Raw genomic sequence first — 18295 nt, 5'->3', positions numbered from 1 at the left:
CCTAAGCAGGATCAATACTCATCAGCAGGCGTTTGCTACCGTTTTCCAGCGCCGGGCTTCTATGCACCAGGCCTCGCTCTTCGCAACCAACCCAACCACTTCCTTTGATTAACGCGATATCACCCGGCGCAAGGCGCTGAATAGCGCTGGTGTCGGTTGCGATATCGGGGCGGTCAGGGTGCGGCGCGCCCAAGCCTTCTCGGTTAATGGCGTACTCTGGCAGCCATTCACTACCCGGCCCTAAATAGGTAGTTACCATGCGCACCGGGAGGTTGTCGCAGTGAAAACGCGGGCACATGGCACTATTAAGCAGGCGCAAGCGAATACCGACGGTTTGGGTGTCAAACAGAAAGGCGATGGCTTCGGCGATCGTCGCCATATCCTCAATCAGCGGGGAAGCCGCGTCCGGGGCGGGAATGTGACGGCGCAGGTCGGCGATGAAGGCTTCATCGGGGTGACCAAGCCAGCTATATTGCCAGGCGCGATCCGTTTGGCATTGCGCCTGGGCGCTAAAGGCAATATCGGCGGGCAACGGGCGCTGGAAGATCGCGATGCTAATGGCGTCTTCAAAAATACGCGGCAACACGCTGATGTCGTGATCCACGGCGGCATGGTCTGGCAACGTCAATTGAGCAGCAGGTACTGCAGGCATAAACGAAGACATCAATGACTCCATAAGCGATGTTCATGAACTAACGGGGGATATGGCAAAAGAGGTTGCCACTGTTTCCACCGCGCTATTTATCGGAATGACAGGACGCGGGCTGGAGGCGCTGACGCAACAAGCGCCAGCCTTGAGTCACAACCGTGGCCATGGTGAACAGCACAGCGGCTAGCGTGACAATCGTCGGGCCGGTCGGCGTATCCATCACATAGGCGGTTCTAAGCCCTGCCGTCACCGCAAGCATTGCAATCCCCGCGGCCAGAATCGCCATCGCTTCTGGCGTACGGCAAAAAGGCCAGGCGGTGGCCGCAGGGATGATCAACAAGGCGGCAATCAGCAGCACGCCCACTACTTTCAGCGCCACGGCGACGACCACCGCGAGTGCCAAGGTGAGCACCAACTGTTCGCGCCGGGGCTGGATGCCGCTGGCATAGGCAAGCTCGTCGCTTAACGTCGCGGTCAATAAGGATGACCAGCGCCAAAAAAGCAGTATTAGCACCAGCGCCACACCGCCGCCGATGATCCATAGGTCGTTTTTGCCGACGGCCAAAATATCGCCAAACAGATAAGCATTGAGATCAATGCGCACCCCGGCAAGAAACGACACCGCCACCAGGCCGATGGCCAAGGCAGAGTGCGCCATCACACCCAGCAGGGTATCCATGGCATAGCCACGCCCACTGAGCAGTGACACACAGCTCGCCATCACCAGGGCAACCGTCAGAACTCCCAAGAAGATGGAGACGTTCAGTAACAGCGCTAATGCGACGCCCAGAATGGCGGCATGCGCTGTTGCATCACCAAAGTAGGCCATGCGCCGCCACACCACGAAACACCCCAACGGCGCGGCAGCCATCGCCACCAGCACCCCGGCGAGCATGGCACGCCACATAAAATCATCCAGCATTGGCGGCCTCCTGATGCTGATGGCGGTAGAGAGCTAATGTCTGGGCGGTCTGGTCGCCAAACAGCGACTGATAATCCGGAGATGAGGCAACGTGTTCAGGCTTGCCTTCGCAACAGACAAAGCGATTCAGGCACAGCACGTGATCGGCGGTGCGCATCACCACGTGGAGATCATGACTGACCATCAACACAGCGCAGCCGTAGGTGTGGCGCACGCTTTCAATATGCTGATAGAACGCAGCGGTACCCCGGTGGTCTAGCCCTTGCGTCGCCTCATCGAGAATCAAAATATCGGGCTTTACCAGCAGCGCCCGGGCGAGCAACACGCGCTGAAACTGGCCACCCGACAGTTCGCTCATGGCTGCGTGAATCAGCGCCTCGGCACCGGCATCTTCCAGCGCCTTGTGTACATCGCGATTTGCATGGCGGCGCGGCAAGTTGATAAAGCGCTTGACCGTCATGGGCAAGGTGGGATCCAAGTGAAGCCGCTGCGGCACATAGCCGATGCGCTGCTGTGGCGCGATCGTCACCTGACCCGATGTGGGCGTTAACGCACCGATCAGGGTTTTTACCAGCGTGGATTTCCCCGAGCCGTTGGGGCCAATCAGGGTCACGACCTGTGCTCGATACAAGTCGAGATTTATGTTCTTAAGAATCTGCTGTCCACCGAAGCGAACGTTCAGTTGGCGAACGCTCAGGATCGCATCGCTCTCAGGAGGGTGAGCAAGCCGCATAGTTAACATTCACTCTCAACGTATTTGTTATGTTATAACATAAAAGAGAAATGTAGGCGAGCCTCGGCTCACTGTTACGTTTATTCACTGTCACTTTTATCAGGAGCACCCATGAACAACCGTTTAGCTCGTTTATCATGGCCACTACTGGCGGCTTTCCCCCTTGTGGCCACCGCTGATGTACCACGTGTTGCGGTGGATATTCCGCCCGTCTATTCGCTTGTTTCCAAGGTGATGGGGGAGCGCGGCGATCCTGAGCTGTTTATTCAGCCCGGTGCATCGCCGCATGGTTATTCGCTACGGCCTTCCGAAGCACAATCCCTCGATGATGCAGATCTGGTGGTATGGGTAAGCGACGCGCTGACGCCCTGGCTATCAGGCCCCATTGACAACCTAGCGGGTGATGCACACCACCTTGAGCTAATGGATGTGCCTGGCATCACCACATTGGAATATCGCGAAGGCGCGACTTTTGCGCTCAACGATGGGGATGAACACGGTCACGGGCACCATGATCACGATCATCATGAGCATGATCACGGCGATCACAAACACCACCATCATGAAGACAGCCATGACGAAAGTGGGCACGATCATAACCACCACGACCATGATCACAGCCATACCGGCATGAATCCCCATGCCTGGCTGGATCCTGCCAATGCCCGCCGTTGGCTGGATGCCATCGCCGAGCAGCTAAGTGAGATCGACCCTGACAACGCCGCGTACTATCGCGATAACGCAGGCCAGGGGAAAGAGGAGTTAACCAGTCTTCAGGCACATATCCAGGATCGTTTGGCCAGCAGCGCCGACACACGCTTTATTGTTTTCCATGATGCTTACCAGTATTTCGAGGAGGCCTTTAACGTTCACGCGGCAGGGGCCATTTCCCTCGGCGATGCCTCTTCACCTAGCCCTGCACGTATTGAGAAACTGCAGACGCTGGTGAATGACGAAAATATCCAGTGCGTGTTTAGTGAACCCCAGTTCAATCCGCAGATGGTCAATAACGTTTTCGGGGATACGTCGGCTTATATTGGCGTCATGGATCCCTTGGGCGTGGGTCTGACGCTGGATGCTGGCCTTTACGATGCGCTACTGGAACAGCTGGCTAATGAGATTACGCGCTGCACTGACGGCTAAACAGCTTTATTCTTAAACAGCTTGCCGAGTTGATAGAGGTCGTGCATATATCTATCAAACTTAGTAATAAGCAGCGACGCAAAGATAAAGGCATAAATCAGCAGCATGACTGCCATGGGGTCGTTTAGCCAAGCTAGCCAAGGCGTCGAGACTGGATAACCCAGCGTATAAACACTCATGGCAGCCAGTAGCTGAACCAGGAAACAGTTCAAAATAACCAGAATAATCAACGCTGCGCGTATATTGGTACGCGGCAGCGTTGTTTTCCAGAACGGCAGGTGATGCACTTTTATGCAGTTGCTCTCTGCACCTTCTCGAACGCCGTTAAAGCTCAATCTTTTTTTACGCCGCAGTAAAGGAATTGCATAGCTGCCCGCTTCCTCTTCAGAAAACGCGGCCAAGGCGATATCCCGATTGAATTCAGGGCCGAAGGCATTGGCCGCCGATTGCTCGAAATCTGCCCATGCATGGTTTTGTTGGGCGGTTTTGGCTTGCTCAGAAAGCACTTTTAAGCGGCTTTTATCAGCCTTCGACAGCTTTTTATCATTGCCGATGTTTATATTGTAATGAATATCGTACACCTGATATAAAGCTACGGTCACACCCACAAAAATCATAAAAAAGACAAAATATATCAACATATTAATAGACACCTTTTAAATGAAAACGCAGCTGTTCAAGTGGAATATTTGTTAGCCTTCAAACTAACATTGCGACTATGCCTGTATACCGTTCATCTGTACAGGCTCAGAAAGCTGCTAAAAAGGCGGATCAGATCAACTCCAGTTGAGTAGCCATGTTCACACAAAAGCGCCGTACCAAGCGCCAACCACCTTGGCTAAGCGGGATTAAAACACTTCTCTACCAACGGCCGTATTGCCTGCATTACCACATCGTTTCCATCAGCGGTTCGCCACCCCATTTCAATGGGAAAAGTGCGCAATGCCAGCGGGCAAGGTAACACTTGCAAACCGGTGAGTGCGGCGATAGCAGCAGCGGCGTGCGATGGTATGGTTGCGATGGCTGACGTCCCTTTCAGTAAGTACGGCAGGGCTGCAAAGTGCGTTGTGGCAGCCACAATACGGCGCGAAAGCTCCCTCTCTGCCAATGCTTCATCGACAATACCCACAAAGCCGCAAGATGACACCAGGATATGCTCTGCGGAAACGAAGTCTTCGATATCTAATACTGTTATCGCCCAGCGTTCAGGGTCCACCACACAGGCGTAGCTCGCCTCGCTGAGTAGACATCGGCTTACCCCACTTTTTGCCAATCCTCCTGAACTGATCGCTAGATCCAGGTCTCGCCCTGCCAGAGCATCAGCGACCACCTGGCTGTGGGTCTGCCGGAATATCAGACGCAGGCCTGGCATTGCGCGCGCCGCGAACTCAATCAGACGTGACCCAATGGCGATTTCAAAGTCATCGGAAAGGCCAATTGTCACAGAGCGCCCCTCAAAACTGCGCCCGAAGGGCGACACCATGGCAAGGCTTTGACGAATTTTGTGCAGCGCCTCTGAAACAACGGGCTTCAATTGTTGAGCAAGCAGCGTCGGCGCCAGCCCGCGCCCGGTGCGCTGAAACAATGGATCGCCATAAACATCTCTCAAGCGCTTCAGTGCTGCACTCACCGCGGATTGTGTCAAAGCCAGCCGTGTGGCTGCGCGGCTAGCGCTGCCCTCTTCATAGAGGGCTTCAAACACCTTGAGCAGATTCAGGTCAGTCTTCGCTATATCAATTCTATTCATATCAAATAGAAACACATCCATCTTCATTAATATCGCTACAGCTTATAGCATTTCTTTGTTATTAACTTTTGATGCTTCTTTCCCAAAGGTACCCAGCATGGCGCAAACGACCGTTGCCGCACTCCAGATCGGCTCACTCCCTTCCGGCAAAGCCGCTACACTCGACCTTATCCTCTCCTATGAAGCCTCGATTATTGAATCTGGCGCCACCTTGGTGGTGCTGCCAGAAGCCGTTCTCGGCGGCTATCCCAAAGGGGAGATATTCGGCACTCGGCTTGGTTATCGGCTGCCCGAGGGGCGTGACGCGTTCGCTGCTTACTTTGCCAACGCTATTGATGTTCCTGGCCCCGAGACAGAAGCCCTTGCTGAGCTCTCGGAACGCACCGGGGCAACCCTCGTGGTAGGCGTCATTGAGCGTGACGGTAGCTCGCTCTACTGCTCCGCGCTGTTCTTCGACCCTGGACAGGGTCTTATCGGCAAGCACCGCAAGCTGATGCCAACCGGCACAGAACGGTTAATTTGGGCCCAAGGCGACGGCTCCACCCTCACCACAGTGAGTACCCAGGCAGGAACAGCTGGTGCCGCCATCTGCTGGGAAAACCATATGCCGTTACTGCGTACCGCCATGTACGCCAAGGGAGTTGAAATCTGGTGTGCCCCCACGGTGGATGAACGCGATGTGTGGCAGGCATCCATGCGTCATATCGCCCACGAAGGGCGTTGTTTCGTCGTCAGCGCCTGCCAGATCCAACCTTCCCCCGCCGAGCTGGGCATTGAAGTACCGGACTGGGACAGTAACCGCCCGCTGATTCGCGGCGGTAGCCTGATTGTAGGCCCATTAGGAGACGTCCTTGCAGGACCGATGCGTGAGCAGTCAGGCTTGCTAACAGCGAAGGTAGATACCGCCCAGCTCGTTCAGGCACGCTACGATTTTGATGTGGTCGGACACTACTCCCGTCCTGATGTATTCGAGCTAACCGTCGATGAGCGGCCAAAGCAGGGTGTCCGTTTTATCAAGGGAGATAATGGGCCGTAACCTACTTTTGCTCTTTGCCTGGCTAACCAAGACCAAACCGTCACGAGCCGCGTTGAGCCAGGCTTACATTGTAAGAGATGAAAGATATGCTGGCTGGTCGATGATATCCGCCACGTAGTGCAGCCTCTCTTCCCATCCATCTCGGGTGAGCTGACCTCCGAAGCACAAGCGCAAGGCTTCAGGCGGATGGTTGTCGGTGCTAAAAGCCGCGCTGGCAACCGCACTCACCCCATGGGAGCGTAATTGCACAGCCAGCTCCGACGGGTTCCAATTTGAGTGTTTAGGCAGTTTCAGCCATAGATGGAAAGCGCCCTTGGCAGAGTCGATACGCTGTCGGCCAAGAATTTTCTCTGCCAGCGCAAGTCGCGCAATGGCCTCATTGCGGATGGCTTTTAGCATGGCATCCGCCGTGCCATCGATAATCCATTCAGAGACAAGAGCATCAATTAGCGGACTGGACATCACTGACGTCGCACGTAGGGCGCCAGCGCTTCTCTGAGCCTGACGCTTGGTTGGGGCGTGAAGAAATGCCGACCGCAAGCCTGGGCCAAAACACTTGGCGGTGCCGGTTACATAATACGTTAGCTCCGGTGCCAAATCGGCAATTGGAACGATCTTCTCCTCGCTGAGCATGGTATAAGCATCATCCTCAATGATCGGGATACTGTAGCGTAAGGCGACATCGGCCAAGGCTTCACGGCGCCCTAACGAAATAGTCGTCGTCGTAGGATTCTGGATGGTGGGATTAATATACAAAACAGCGACCTGCCCCTGTTTACATATCTCCTCAAAAGGTCGCACCAGGGGGCCGTCTGAGTCCCGCTCCAACGAGTGCAGGGTTAACCCAAGCTGAGCAGCAATCGCCTTTAAGCCAGGGTAAACCAGACTCTCAACGCAGATGAGTTGGCCCGGCGCTGCCAACTGCATCAACAGACCCACTAAGGCACTATGGATGCCTGGGCATATCAACACCTGCTCCAAAGTTGTGTTTTCCAACCGCCGATCCAGCCATTGCAGAGCGGCTACCCGATCATGATGGCTACCACCAAAGGCTTGATAACGCAGTAGCGAGTAAAGATCCCGCTGAGCCAACACCGAGATAGCGCTATCACGAACGCGCTCAATCAAGGTCGGTATCGCAGGCTCAATCATCAGGTTCATGGTCATCTCATAACCGCTACTCGGCTTCACCGACAATGCCCTGCCTTTCACAAAAGTACCCGACCCCGGGTGTGAATCTATCAAGCCGCGCAGCTTGGCTTCGTTATAGGCACGCGCTGCGGTCGTGTAATTGATACGCAACCCCCCTGCCAGCTCTCTCAGCGGTGGTAGTCGCTCGCGGGGCTGCAGCCGACCACTATCGATGTCTTCAGCAATCAATTCAGCGACCAGACGATAGGCTGGCTGACTGCCTTCCTTGTCTAGACGTTTGCGCCAGCGCTCCAGCTCAGATGGATGCATATATTCCCCGTCGTTAAATAGCCTCAGTTACCCACGCCTGTTCTCACCCAGAACTTATCACTGATGGGCTAAAGATTGCATAAATTAAAAAATTGATCGCATTTACACTTAATGGTGCAAAACACACTTTTAATGCACAAATTGGGTGAAAACGGAGTTTTTATCTGAATATTTACCCCTATCATTTTTTAAGCATAAAAAATATGGCCAATTTCTAGACTTAGAGCGATCCATATGATCGACAATTGATCGCATAAAAAAGCATATCAATTGGCACGTTGATTGCTCCGTATTGATCGTACCGCTTGTGTAAGCACGGCGGTTAACAACTCTCCCACTCGCAATAATCGGAGCTTAGACATGCCTACAGTGACGCAACCACTCAACAAGAAAGGCGATTTTCTGGTCGACTACGAAGAGAAGGTTTTTGAAGACGTAAAAGCGAAACCAGGCGAAAAAGCCCTGGTAACTTTTCATACGGTTGCCTTTGAGGGGTCGATCGGCTTCGTGAATATGCTGCAAGCAACACGCTTGCTGCGTAAAGGCTTTGAAACCTCCATTTTACTGTATGGCCCTGGCGTCACTTTGGGTGTCCAGCGAGGCTTCCCAACCTTGGGCGATGAAGCGTTTCCCGGCCACATGAACTTCAACAATCAGTTGACCAAGTTTATGGCCGAGGGCGGCAAGGTCTACGCCTGCCGCTTTGCTCTTCAAGCACTCTATGGCCATGGCGAACCGTCACTCATTGAGGGCATCCGTGCGATCAATCCACTGGATGTGCTTGACCTCAAGCTGCTGCACGTGCGCGACGATGCACTGATCATCGATACCTGGACGGTCTAAGGGGAGCAGCGGCCATGGCACAAGCCAACATGACAGAAACTACCATAGTGCGGGCCGCTGCCGCTCAGCTTTCTCCTGATTTAGAGAGTGTTGACGGCACGCTGGCCAAGGTACTGGATGCCATCGACGAGGCGGCCAGCAAGGGGGCCGAGCTGATCGTGTTTCCAGAAACCTTCGTTCCCTACTATCCGTACTTTTCATTTGTCTACCCAGCAGTGGCCTGTGGCGCCGAGCACTTACGGCTGTATGAACAGGCCGTGGTGGTACCCGGCCCGATCACCGATGCTGTCGCTGAGCGCGCTCGCACCCTGGGCATGGTCGTCGTGCTGGGCGTTAATGAGCGTGATCATGGCACCCTCTACAACACCCAACTGATCTTTGATAGCGACGGGCGTCTGTTGCTGAAACGTCGCAAACTTACGCCGACCTACCATGAGCGGATGATTTGGGGCCAAGGCGATGCCTCAGGTTTGAAGGTAGTGGATAGCGCTGTTGGTCGTGTCGGCGCCCTGGCCTGCTGGGAGCACTATAACCCGCTGGCTCGCTACGCACTGATGACCCAGCACGAGCAGATCCACTGTAGCCAGTTTCCTGGTTCGCTTGTCGGTCCAGTCTTTGCCGATCAAATTGAGGTAACGATCCGGCACCATGCCCTTGAGGCGGGTTGTTTCGTGGTTAACGCCACCGGCTGGCTCACGGACGCCCAAATCGAATCGATCACTCCCGACCCTTCACTACAGCGTGCTCTGCGAGATGGCTGTAACACCGCCATTATCTCGCCAGAAGGTAAGCATTTGGCCGAACCGCTGCGCAAAGGCGAAGGTATCGTTATTGCTGACCTGGATTTCGCCCTGATTACCAAGCGTAAGCGGATGATGGATTCGGTGGGCCACTACGCCCGCCCTGAACTACTGAGCTTGGTCATTAACGATAGACCCGCCCACTGCTGCCAGCCGCTGGCGACATTCGCCCAGGGTGAAAACACCCGAGGAGATGACGATGAATAATCTAGCCGACCGCTCGCGTTTGTTCACCGAGCTTCAAACCCGAGGGGTACGTCTCCAGGATACCTCACAGGAGCATGTTAGCCGGCGCGGTGGCGCCGGCCCCTCTGACCACCAAGCGATCACCATTGATGGCGTCACCGTGATGGTGCCGGTTTATACCCAATCGGCATGGCGCTCACCGTTCAGCGTAGCCTCCTGCGAAGAGGGGGATCAGCTGACCGAGAATACCATCCCTATGGCCGATATCACCTTTGCTGATACGCCGCGCTTTTATAATCTGCAAACAGATGACGGCATCCCCTATACGCATATCGCCACTTTGCATAGCCGCGATGTACTGGCCACGACGGTACTGCAAACATGCATCCGTTATGAGAGCAGGCGCAAAGCCTGTAAATTCTGCTCGATTGGTCAATCACTTCAAGCTGGGCGCACCATTGCGCATAAGTCTCCAGACCAACTGGCCGAGGTGGCTAAGGCCGCTGTCGCGCTCGACGGCGTCAAACATATGGTCATGACTACCGGAACCCCAGCCACGCCTGACCGAGGGGCCAGCGTCCTTTGCGAAAGTGCAAAGGCCATCAAAGCGGCCGTGGATCTTCCGCTGCAAGGGCAGTGCGAACCGCCGAAGGACCCCATTTGGTATGCCCGGATGAAAGAAGCTGGCGTTGACAGCCTGGGCATGCATCTCGAAGTGGTGACACCTACGCTAAGAAAAACGCTGATGCCAGGCAAAGCCGAAGTTGGCATTGAAGCGTATATGCAAGCCTTCCAGGATGCCGTCGAGGTTTTTGGTCGCGGACAAGTCAGCACTTATATTCTTGCCGGGCTCGGGGATACCCGTGAGGCCATTTTGGAAACCTGCCAACGCCTAATCGAAATCGGCGTTTACCCTTTTGTAGTGCCGTTCGTGCCAATTAACGGCACGCCATTAGAAGATCATCAGCCGCCCAGCGCCGACTTTATGGAGTCGATCCTGGCGCCGCTTGGCAGGCGCTTAAAACTCGCGGCGCTGCGCGCTAGCGATATCAAAGCGGGCTGCGGGCGTTGCGGCGCCTGTTCAACGCTGTCTGAGTACGAGCGCTAACAGCGCGCATGCACGCTTAATAGAGGAGTGCCCGATGATGTCAACATCCGACGCCTATTCGGCCTATTCCGACTACCGGATCAAGTGGGCGAGCCTACCTTGGGAAACCGGTGAAGCACTGGCATTGCGGCGGCGCGTTTTCTGCGATGAGCAGGCGATATTCGATCAGGACGACCGAGATGCTATCGATGACTCGGCCCATCTGCTCGTCGCTTTAGGGTGCACCGGGGGCTGGTATGAACAAGTCGTGGGAACGGTGCGTATTCACGAATCAGCCCCTGGCCTCTGGCATGGCTCGCGCCTTGCTGTTGACCCAGCCTTCCGCGCCCAAGGCCGCCTAGGCTCCACGCTGATTCGGCTGGCCGTCTCCAGCGCTCATGCACTGGGCTGCCAACGCTTTTTGGCCCGAGTACAGGCCCAGAATGAAGCCCTGTTTAAGCAGTTGCACTGGCAAAGCATTGGTGAGGAGTTAATCCTTGATCGGCCGCATGTCGTCATGGAGGCCGACCTTAACCACTACCCGCCTTGCCACTCCCCTCTTAGCGGCTTTGTTGTGCCTGGGCGTCAACGCCAGCCTCTCGCTGAGTTGGCGCCCGGGCTGCTTAAGATTCTTTCAGCCCCCACACTGAGACAAGCATCATGAGCCAAAAGCAACGACTCGACCTAGCAGAACTACTCCAGAAAGTGCACGACTACAGTGGTCTTGCCCATAAGGCCGATATTGCGCGGATCGCTCCCAGCCTGACAGCCCTGCCCGATGGCTGGCACCCCAACGGCGACGATACCGCGGCCATTCCCTGCAGTGAAGGCTACACGCTACTGGCGATGGAAGGGCTACTGACCGCCTTCGTCGCCGTGGATCCTTGGTTTGCGGGCTGGTGTTCGGTGATGGTTAACGTCAGTGATATCGCCGCCATGGGCGGGCGGCCCCAGGCAATCGTCAATGCTCTATGGAGCCATGACCCAGAAAGCGCTGAACTCATTGTCAAAGGCATGCGTGAGGCCGCCGACACCTTCCGCATTCCCATCGTTGGGGGGCACACAAACCTGCGTTCCAATCAGCCGCAATTGGCGGTCGGCATATTGGGTCGTGCCCAATGCCTGTTGAGCAGTTTTGGGGCACGGCCAGGGCAGCTATTAGTGGCAGCCATTGACCTGCGCGGCGCCTATCAAGCGCCCTATCTGAATTGGAACGCGGCCACAACGGCGCCCGCTGAACGTTTGCGTGGCGACATCGAACTACTCCCCTGTATTGCTGAAGCAGGCTTGGCTATCGCCGCCAAAGATATTAGCCAGGCCGGTCTCCTCGGCACCACCTTAATGCTCATGGAGAGCGCTAATGTAGGCGTGAACATTAAGCTTGACGCCATCCCGAAGCCCGAGAAAGTCACTTGGCAGGACTGGTTATGCACCTTCCCTAGCTACGGTTACCTGCTCACCACGGATCATGAACACCTCCCCATGCTGCTGGAGCGCTTCCATGCCCGCGGTATCGCCGCTGCGCAAATCGGAGAGATCGCTTCCTCACCGCAGCTCTGGGTAGCAACCAACGATGATCGCCAATTGTTCCATGATCTTTCCACGACACCGTTAACCGGGCTGAGTCGCCCCCAAATGCCTACCCCCCAACAGGAGCTTTGATGATGCCAGCCACACACTTCCACGTTCGCTGGCCAGACGGCAGCGAAGACCAATGCTACTCACCCTCTACTGTCGTAAAGGAGCACTTCCAGGTCGGCGAGCGTCTCAGCGTCGCTGCTTTTGTGGAACGCGCCGACATAGCCCTAGAGGCGGCCAGCCAGCGAGTCGAACAAAAATTCGGCTTCTTCTGCTCCAGTGCCATGGATCAGTCGACGGTCATCAAGGCCAAAGCTCAGCAGTTTGGCAATGGCACCCAGGACATGGTCGAAATTATCCACATCGACTAACGCATCAACCATCTCATCAAATATTTCAGCAATCGATACAAAGTGAGAGCGATATGAAAGATCTACGTCAACACTACTCTGCCATTATCATCGGCGGCGGTCAGGCGGGGCTATCCGTCAGCCATTACCTTCAAGCCCAGGCGGTTGATCACCTCGTCATTGAGAAGCATCGCTTGATGCATAGCTGGCAAACTGCTCGCTGGGACTCCTTCACCTTGGTGACACCGAACTGGCAATGCCGGCTACCCGATCACCCCTATGACGGGGATGACCCTAAAGGCTTTATGAAACGAGACGAGGTCGTTGCTTACCTTGACCGCTTTGCAGCCAAGGTTCAGCCTCCCGCCCTCGAAGGCGTTGCGGTGAATCGCGTCAGCCTGAATAGCAACGGAAAATATGAAGTTAAGACGTCTTCCGGCGAGTTTAGCGCAGACCAAGTCGTGGTAGCCTCCGGCGGTTATCACCTCCCTATCATTCCACGTATGGCAGAGCGACTGCCTGATCGGTTATTCCAGCTACATTCAGCGGAATATCGAACCTCTGAGCAGTTGCCCGAGGGAGCAGTGCTGGTGGTGGGCTCCGGCCAGTCTGGCGCCCAGATTGCCGAAGACCTGCATATTGCTGGGCGAAAAGTCTTTCTCGCCACCGGTGATGCCCCGCGCGTGGCGCGTCAATATCGCGGCAAAGATGTTGTCGAATGGCTTGATGAAATGGGCTACTACGAGATGTCGGTCGATCAGCACCCATTACGTGAGGGAGTAAGAGATAACACCAACCACTATGTCACAGGTCGTGACGGGGGCCGGGAGATCGACCTACGCAAGTTCGCTCTCGAAGGTATGGAGCTATTCGGTCTATTAGAAGAGTACCGTAATGGGGACTTTATCTTTCACGATAATTTGAAAGCCAACCTTGATCATGCCGACAGTGTTTATTGCAATATCAATCAGCGAATTGATGCCTATATCGACTCCCAGGGTATCGAGGCACCACCCGCGCCCGAGTACACGCCGTGCTGGGAGCCTGATCAAGAGCATACTGAGCTCAACCTGGCCGACGCAGGGATTAGCGCCGTTATATGGTGCATTGGCTTTCGCCCTGACTTCCACTGGTTGGATGCCCCGGTATTTAATGGCCAGGGCCATCCCGTACACCAGCGCGGCGTCACCCAGCAGCCTGGCCTCTACTTTATTGGCTTGCCATGGCTGCATACCTGGGGTTCGGGGCGGTTCTCTGGGGTAGCGGCTGACGCTGAGTACTTGGTTGAACGCATCAAAGCTTATCGGCTCCCACATGATATGGCTTTGCCGAAGGTAGCGGAGCAGGCACCAGCCTAGGGCCAGCTTCGCTCGATTCACACCAGCCATTGGGTTACTATCAAAGGGTTGCTATCAGAGTGTTACTGTATTGTTATGCAGCAGCCCTCCCCACACGTCAGCTGTCAGCGACACGATTGGTAACCCTATGAGCCATCCACTACTCCCCCTCAATCCGCTCAGAGCGTTTGAGGTAGCCGCACGTCTACGCAGCCTAACCCGTGCGGCAGACGAACTGCATGTATCCCAGGTAGCGGTTAGCCGCCAAGTGAAAGTATTAGAGGATTACCTTGGGGTAGCGCTGTTTAATCGTCTGCATCGCGGTATTGAGCTTACCCAGGAGGGTGCGGAGCTCTACGCGGGGGTTAAAAACGCTTTCCGCGAACTTGAAAATGCCTCGCGCAAAGTATCACGTCGAAATAAGCGTGATGTGCTCTCGATCCAATCCTACACCACGTTCTCGCAGCGTTGGTTGATTCCCAGGCTGGCCGATTTTCATAACAGAAATCCGCTGCTTGAGGTCAAGTTGTCATCCTCGCTAAAGCCGGTTGATTTCCAAACACAGGGCATCGATGCCGCCATCCGTTCCGGGCATGGTGACTGGCCAGGACTACATGCTGAAAAGCTGGTGGATATCGAGCTGATTCCCATTGTGTCCGCCGCTTTATGGGAAGCCGAGGGGTTGGCTAAAAACGATATCGCTAAGGTGCGTCGGCTACACTCCATGGCGCGCCCAGACGACTGGAAGACATGGCTGGGAAAAAGCGGCTTAGAAGGCCTGGATGAAGAGGCTGGCATGAAGTTCGACAACTCAGCGCTAGCCTATGAAGCGGCGTCAATGAATATTGGCGCCGCCATCGCCATTAAGGTGTTTGTCGAGCGCCAACTGCAGGAAGGCAGCTTTGTAGCGCTATCAGACACGGTATGCCGCACCGACGAGGCGTACTACCTAACATGGCCTAAAGATGCCCGCCCTTCTGATGCCCTGATCAAGTTTCTAGAGTGGATGAAGGATCTGATTGGCCACCCCTTGGGCCAGCTAAGTTAAGGAACGCTTACTGAACTTGCTGCCCTCTAAGGCGCTGAAAAAGCAACCAGTGCAATAGAAGCAGCACCCCGCAGGCGAAATACGCCAATGTAAAGCCGCCAAGCTGAGTCACAATCCCCAATAGCAGCGGTGCGGCAAACTGCATGGCCCGATTAGCCATCAAGCGCACCGCTAAGGCATGGGCGCGCTGACGCTCCGGTACGGATTCTGCGATGACCACCATGGAGAGCGGCTGAGAGAGCCCTACGCCCAGCCCCACCAGAATGGAAAACAAGCATAACCAGTAGACATTCCCCGTCACCCCCACCAACATTAGCCCCAGCGCCATAAACAGCAAGGTGAGCGACATAGTGGCGTAACGGCCGTGAAGCAGAGCGACAATGGCACTGGTAAACGGCCTAACCGCCATGGAGGCAAGTGCACGCAAGCTGACCAACAGCCCTATCGTGGTTCCCGAAAGTGCCAGACTTTCAAGATACACCGGAAAGTAGCTGCCATGCGCGCCCAACGCCAGCATGGCCGCCAGGGAGATAATCAGCGATAGCTTCACTCCTTGGGAGGTTTTCAGCAGTTGCCACTGCTGCCCAACGCTGATGAGAAAACCAACGCCCTTATGATCACCGCTTGATGTGCGCTGGTTGGCCATAAAAAAGGCCACCAGCGCCACAAAAGAGGAAATAAAAGCGCCGTAAAACGCGGCACCTGGACCGCCACGATAATCGATGATCCAGCCCGCCAGTAGCGGCCCCACCATCTGCCCAATCGATAAATAGGTGGTGTACCAGCCAAAATACTTTTCCAGCACCGTGCCCTGGCCCAGGTAAGTGATTGCCGTTTGGGCTGAAATAATCATCAACAGCTGCGCCAAACCAATCACCAGCTGCCCGGCGATTAATCCCTTAAAGCCTGGCATGACCGCCAATAGCCCGGCACCGATCACCATGGCCACGGCCCCTATCTGAAGGGTGCGAGGGCTGCCCAAGCGTGCCACCAGTGAGCCAAAAGGGAGCGCTAACAGTAGCGGTAATACGTAAGGAGCACTGACGATAAAGCCCAGCATTAACGGTGTCGCACCCAGCTCAATGGCCGCGAGCGGCACCGCCACCAGTAGCATCGTTTGTACGACAAAGGCGGTGCCTAAGCTGAGACAGATGCAGGCAAACGCCTTATTCATGGCATCTTTCGAACGTCATGCCGACCTCCCTGTCACTGATGCCCATGGTGAATAACGTTGCCAAGCACCCATTAAGTATTAGTGGCTCGATACCCCTTCACTTTTTTACGAAACATACCCAGCGCCGGGAGAAAGAAGGAGAGTGCTGCAATAGCTAACAATGTTGCACTCAGCGGATTAGTAATCAAGGTCGTCACATCACCATTGGAAATAGACAGCGCCCGGCGCAGGTTGGTCTCCAGCATATCACCTAATACCAGGGCCAAAATGACCGGCGCCAAGGGAATATTCGCTTTGCGCAGCACATAGCCGACAACCCCAAAGGTAAGCGCCACGTAGACCGGGAACATGGAGCTTGTCGACGCATAGGCCCCAATCAAGCTAATTGATGCCACGATGGCGGCAATCGCCGGACGCGGGATATCCGCTACTTTGGCCCAGAACCGCGCCCCTGCAAGGCCAATAAAGACCATGATCGGCACACTCAACCAGAGCGACACAAACACCGTATAGGGAATTTCAGGGTTCGTGGTGAACAGCAATGGGCCTGGTTGCACCCCGTGAATCATTAGCGCGCCGATCATAATGGCAGTCGTAGCGGAGCCCGGAATACCCAGCGCGAGCAACGGCGACAAAGAGCCCGAAACCGAGGCATTATTGGCCGTTTCAGAGGCCGCAATCCCTTCGTAGCTGCCGTTACCAAACAGCTCAGGCCGCTTTGAAAAACGCTTCGCCACCGCGTAGGAGATGAAGGAACCAATGGACGCCCCAGCCCCCGGTATGACGCCCACAAAATAGCCGATCAATGAGCTACGCAAAAACAGATACTTCATCTTATAAAAGGTTTTGAAGGGCACCTCTAAAATACCGCTCATTGGCTGATTCTTTACTTTATGGCTTGCGCCCGCCTCAATCATAAAGAGTACTTCGGAAAGGGCAAATAAGCCGAGCAAGACAGGGACTAACGGTAGACCTTCAAAAAAATCTGGATGATAGCTAAATCGTGGAACACCGGTTTGACTATCCAGTCCGACGGTGGCTAAAGCAAGGCCAAACCCCATCGCCAGAGCACCTTTCAGCATTGAACCGGACGAGAAGCTCGACACCAGGCTCAACCCCAGCAGGGCAAGCGCAAAATAAGCCGATGGCCCAAAATTCAGCGCATATTCAGAGAGCGGTACGGCGGTAAAAAACAGCAGAATGGTGCTGACAAAGATACCGATACCCGAGGAAATAATGGAAATATTCAGCGCAATACCGGTTTTACCCTGCTTGGTAAGGGGGTAGCCGTCCCAGGTGGTCGCCACCGCCGCTGCCGTGCCAGGAGAGTTAAGCAAGATGCCCGAAATGGCGCCGCCATACTCGGCAGCGGCAAACAGCGCGACCAGCATGACGATAGAGACAAGCGGATCCATACTGTAAGTGAAGGGAATCATCAGCGCGATCCCCAGGCTAGGCCCCAAGCCAGGAATAGCACCAATCAAGTAACCAATTAAGGCGCCCGCGATAAGACCAACAAGCACCATGGGGTCGGCAAAGGCATTCAGTCCTATCAATAGATTATCAATCATGTTCAAACCTCAATCAAAATAGACGCCGAGCACCAGTACGAAGATGGCGTAAATGCCAAGTGCCAGTAAGGGTGGCAGCGTTAGCAGTAACGAGTAACGGTTCTCCCCTCCCAGTTTCATTAATAAAAACGCCATGAGGGCAATGCCCACTATGAGTCCAACCCATTCGAGTGCCAGCACCACAGCAGCCATCACCATCATCGATAGCAACACTTGCGCAGGCCGGCTAATTTCAACCAATGAATCGCTTTCCTGGCTAGGCTTACTTAAAAAACTCACTACAATTAAAAGCAGTAATGAAACTCCCATCAGCGTGGCGACCAACAGCGGAAACCCACTAGCACCAATACCTGACGAGCTATAGCTGGGCAGCTTAAGTGCGTCATTGGCATATAAAGCCGTCGCTGCCAGCAGCACAAAATAGACCGCTAATTCCAGCCACTTTTTTCGTATTACAAGTGTCTTATTTGCCACTTCAGGCGCTTCTGCATCAGCATTTTTAATACTCACTGGCGGCCTCCATATTCTTGTAGTTAATGATTGGCGTATTCTTAAAAAACGCCACCACACTTATTTTATTAATATTGCTTTTCCAGCTACTGTTTTTAATGGATGTTTTTAACGTCTGTT

The 18295-nt window shown here is 54.7% G+C and carries 19 protein-coding genes; 10 read left to right on the top strand and 9 right to left on the bottom strand.

Translation table 11 applies throughout. The features are described 5' to 3' along the window. Window position 1 precedes the first annotated feature (1 nt). From JI62_RS07850 to JI62_RS07840, 3 genes are all read right to left on the bottom strand, one after another. Entirely contained in the window at window positions 2-664 is a 663-nt protein-coding gene (locus JI62_RS07850) for a DUF1826 domain-containing protein (RefSeq protein WP_240513172.1), read from the bottom strand. Window positions 665-737: 73 nt separating this feature from the next. Next, window positions 738-1571: a metal ABC transporter permease gene (locus JI62_RS07845; RefSeq protein ID WP_088699622.1), complete on the bottom strand. Its 834-nt coding sequence runs from the start codon at window positions 1569-1571 to the stop codon at window positions 738-740. Then, window positions 1561-2313, bottom strand: coding sequence for a metal ABC transporter ATP-binding protein (locus tag JI62_RS07840; RefSeq protein WP_088699621.1), 753 nt, complete (start codon window positions 2311-2313; stop codon window positions 1561-1563). Before JI62_RS07840 ends, JI62_RS07845 begins: the two co-directional genes overlap by 11 nt. Before the next feature lie 102 nt (window positions 2314-2415). Between JI62_RS07840 and JI62_RS07835 the strand changes: the two genes are divergently transcribed. Next, window positions 2416-3447 carry a zinc ABC transporter substrate-binding protein gene (locus JI62_RS07835; RefSeq protein WP_088699620.1) on the top strand — a complete coding sequence of 344 codons (1032 nt, stop codon included), beginning with the start codon at window positions 2416-2418 and terminating at the stop codon, window positions 3445-3447. Here JI62_RS07835 and JI62_RS07830 read toward each other — a convergent pair. Both JI62_RS07830 and JI62_RS07825 read right to left on the bottom strand, forming a co-directional pair. After that, window positions 3444-4100, bottom strand: a complete 657-nt coding sequence (locus JI62_RS07830; protein WP_240513171.1) for a hypothetical protein — start codon at window positions 4098-4100, stop codon at window positions 3444-3446. The genes JI62_RS07835 and JI62_RS07830 overlap by 4 nt on opposite strands. Window positions 4101-4285: 185 nt before the next feature. Continuing rightward, a complete protein-coding gene (locus JI62_RS07825; RefSeq protein ID WP_205737499.1) occupies window positions 4286-5221 on the bottom strand; it encodes a LysR family transcriptional regulator in 936 nt (311 codons plus the stop codon). Window positions 5222-5291: 70 nt separating this feature from the next. Between JI62_RS07825 and JI62_RS07820 the strand changes: the two genes are divergently transcribed. Next, window positions 5292-6230: a carbon-nitrogen hydrolase family protein gene (locus JI62_RS07820; protein ID WP_088699618.1), complete on the top strand. Its 939-nt coding sequence runs from the start codon at window positions 5292-5294 to the stop codon at window positions 6228-6230. Window positions 6231-6293: 63 nt separating this feature from the next. On the opposite strand, the gene JI62_RS07815 is transcribed toward JI62_RS07820, so the two are convergent. Next, on the bottom strand, window positions 6294-7691 hold the full coding sequence (locus JI62_RS07815) for a PLP-dependent aminotransferase family protein (RefSeq protein ID WP_088699617.1): 1398 nt from the start codon (window positions 7689-7691) through the stop codon (window positions 6294-6296). A gap of 360 nt (window positions 7692-8051) precedes the next feature. Here JI62_RS07815 and JI62_RS07810 point away from each other — a divergent pair, with 360 nt between their 5' ends. From JI62_RS07810 to JI62_RS07775, 8 genes are all read left to right on the top strand, one after another. Next, window positions 8052-8534 carry an MSMEG_0572/Sll0783 family nitrogen starvation response protein gene (locus tag JI62_RS07810; RefSeq protein ID WP_022521498.1) on the top strand — a complete coding sequence of 161 codons (483 nt, stop codon included), beginning with the start codon at window positions 8052-8054 and terminating at the stop codon, window positions 8532-8534. A gap of 14 nt (window positions 8535-8548) precedes the next feature. Then, on the top strand, window positions 8549-9541 hold the full coding sequence (locus JI62_RS07805; RefSeq protein ID WP_240513170.1) for a Nit6803 family nitrilase: 993 nt from the start codon (window positions 8549-8551) through the stop codon (window positions 9539-9541). After that, a complete protein-coding gene (locus JI62_RS07800; RefSeq protein ID WP_240513169.1) occupies window positions 9534-10628 on the top strand; it encodes an MSMEG_0568 family radical SAM protein in 1095 nt (364 codons plus the stop codon). The genes JI62_RS07805 and JI62_RS07800 overlap by 8 nt, the downstream gene beginning before the upstream one ends. A gap of 34 nt (window positions 10629-10662) precedes the next feature. Beyond that, window positions 10663-11271: an MSMEG_0567/Sll0786 family nitrogen starvation N-acetyltransferase gene (locus JI62_RS07795; RefSeq protein ID WP_088699615.1), complete on the top strand. Its 609-nt coding sequence runs from the start codon at window positions 10663-10665 to the stop codon at window positions 11269-11271. Then, complete coding sequence (locus JI62_RS07790) at window positions 11268-12269, top strand: sll0787 family AIR synthase-like protein (RefSeq protein ID WP_088699614.1); 1002 nt, start codon at window positions 11268-11270, stop codon at window positions 12267-12269. The genes JI62_RS07795 and JI62_RS07790 overlap by 4 nt, the downstream gene beginning before the upstream one ends. Then, complete coding sequence (locus tag JI62_RS07785; protein ID WP_205737498.1) at window positions 12269-12556, top strand: MSMEG_0570 family nitrogen starvation response protein; 288 nt, start codon at window positions 12269-12271, stop codon at window positions 12554-12556. Before JI62_RS07790 ends, JI62_RS07785 begins: the two co-directional genes overlap by 1 nt. 53 nt (window positions 12557-12609) lie before the next feature. Continuing rightward, on the top strand, window positions 12610-13893 hold the full coding sequence (locus tag JI62_RS07780) for an MSMEG_0569 family flavin-dependent oxidoreductase (protein ID WP_088699613.1): 1284 nt from the start codon (window positions 12610-12612) through the stop codon (window positions 13891-13893). Between the two features lie 127 nt (window positions 13894-14020). Beyond that, complete coding sequence (locus JI62_RS07775) at window positions 14021-14920, top strand: LysR substrate-binding domain-containing protein (protein WP_088699612.1); 900 nt, start codon at window positions 14021-14023, stop codon at window positions 14918-14920. A gap of 7 nt (window positions 14921-14927) precedes the next feature. Here JI62_RS07775 and JI62_RS07770 read toward each other — a convergent pair whose 3' ends face one another. From JI62_RS07770 to JI62_RS07760, 3 genes are all read right to left on the bottom strand, one after another. Further along, window positions 14928-16094, bottom strand: a complete 1167-nt coding sequence (locus JI62_RS07770; protein ID WP_088699611.1) for an MFS transporter — start codon at window positions 16092-16094, stop codon at window positions 14928-14930. 71 nt (window positions 16095-16165) lie between these two features. Continuing rightward, window positions 16166-17665 carry a tripartite tricarboxylate transporter permease gene (locus JI62_RS07765; protein ID WP_088699610.1) on the bottom strand — a complete coding sequence of 500 codons (1500 nt, stop codon included), beginning with the start codon at window positions 17663-17665 and terminating at the stop codon, window positions 16166-16168. A 9-nt stretch (window positions 17666-17674) separates the two neighbouring features. Next, complete coding sequence (locus JI62_RS07760) at window positions 17675-18175, bottom strand: tripartite tricarboxylate transporter TctB family protein (protein ID WP_170938504.1); 501 nt, start codon at window positions 18173-18175, stop codon at window positions 17675-17677. Window positions 18176-18295 lie beyond the last annotated feature (120 nt).

Source organism: Halomonas campaniensis (assembly GCF_002211105.1).
Lineage (GTDB): Bacteria > Pseudomonadota > Gammaproteobacteria > Pseudomonadales > Halomonadaceae > Vreelandella > Vreelandella campaniensis_A.
This window is presented reverse-complemented; position numbering and strand designations above follow the sequence as displayed.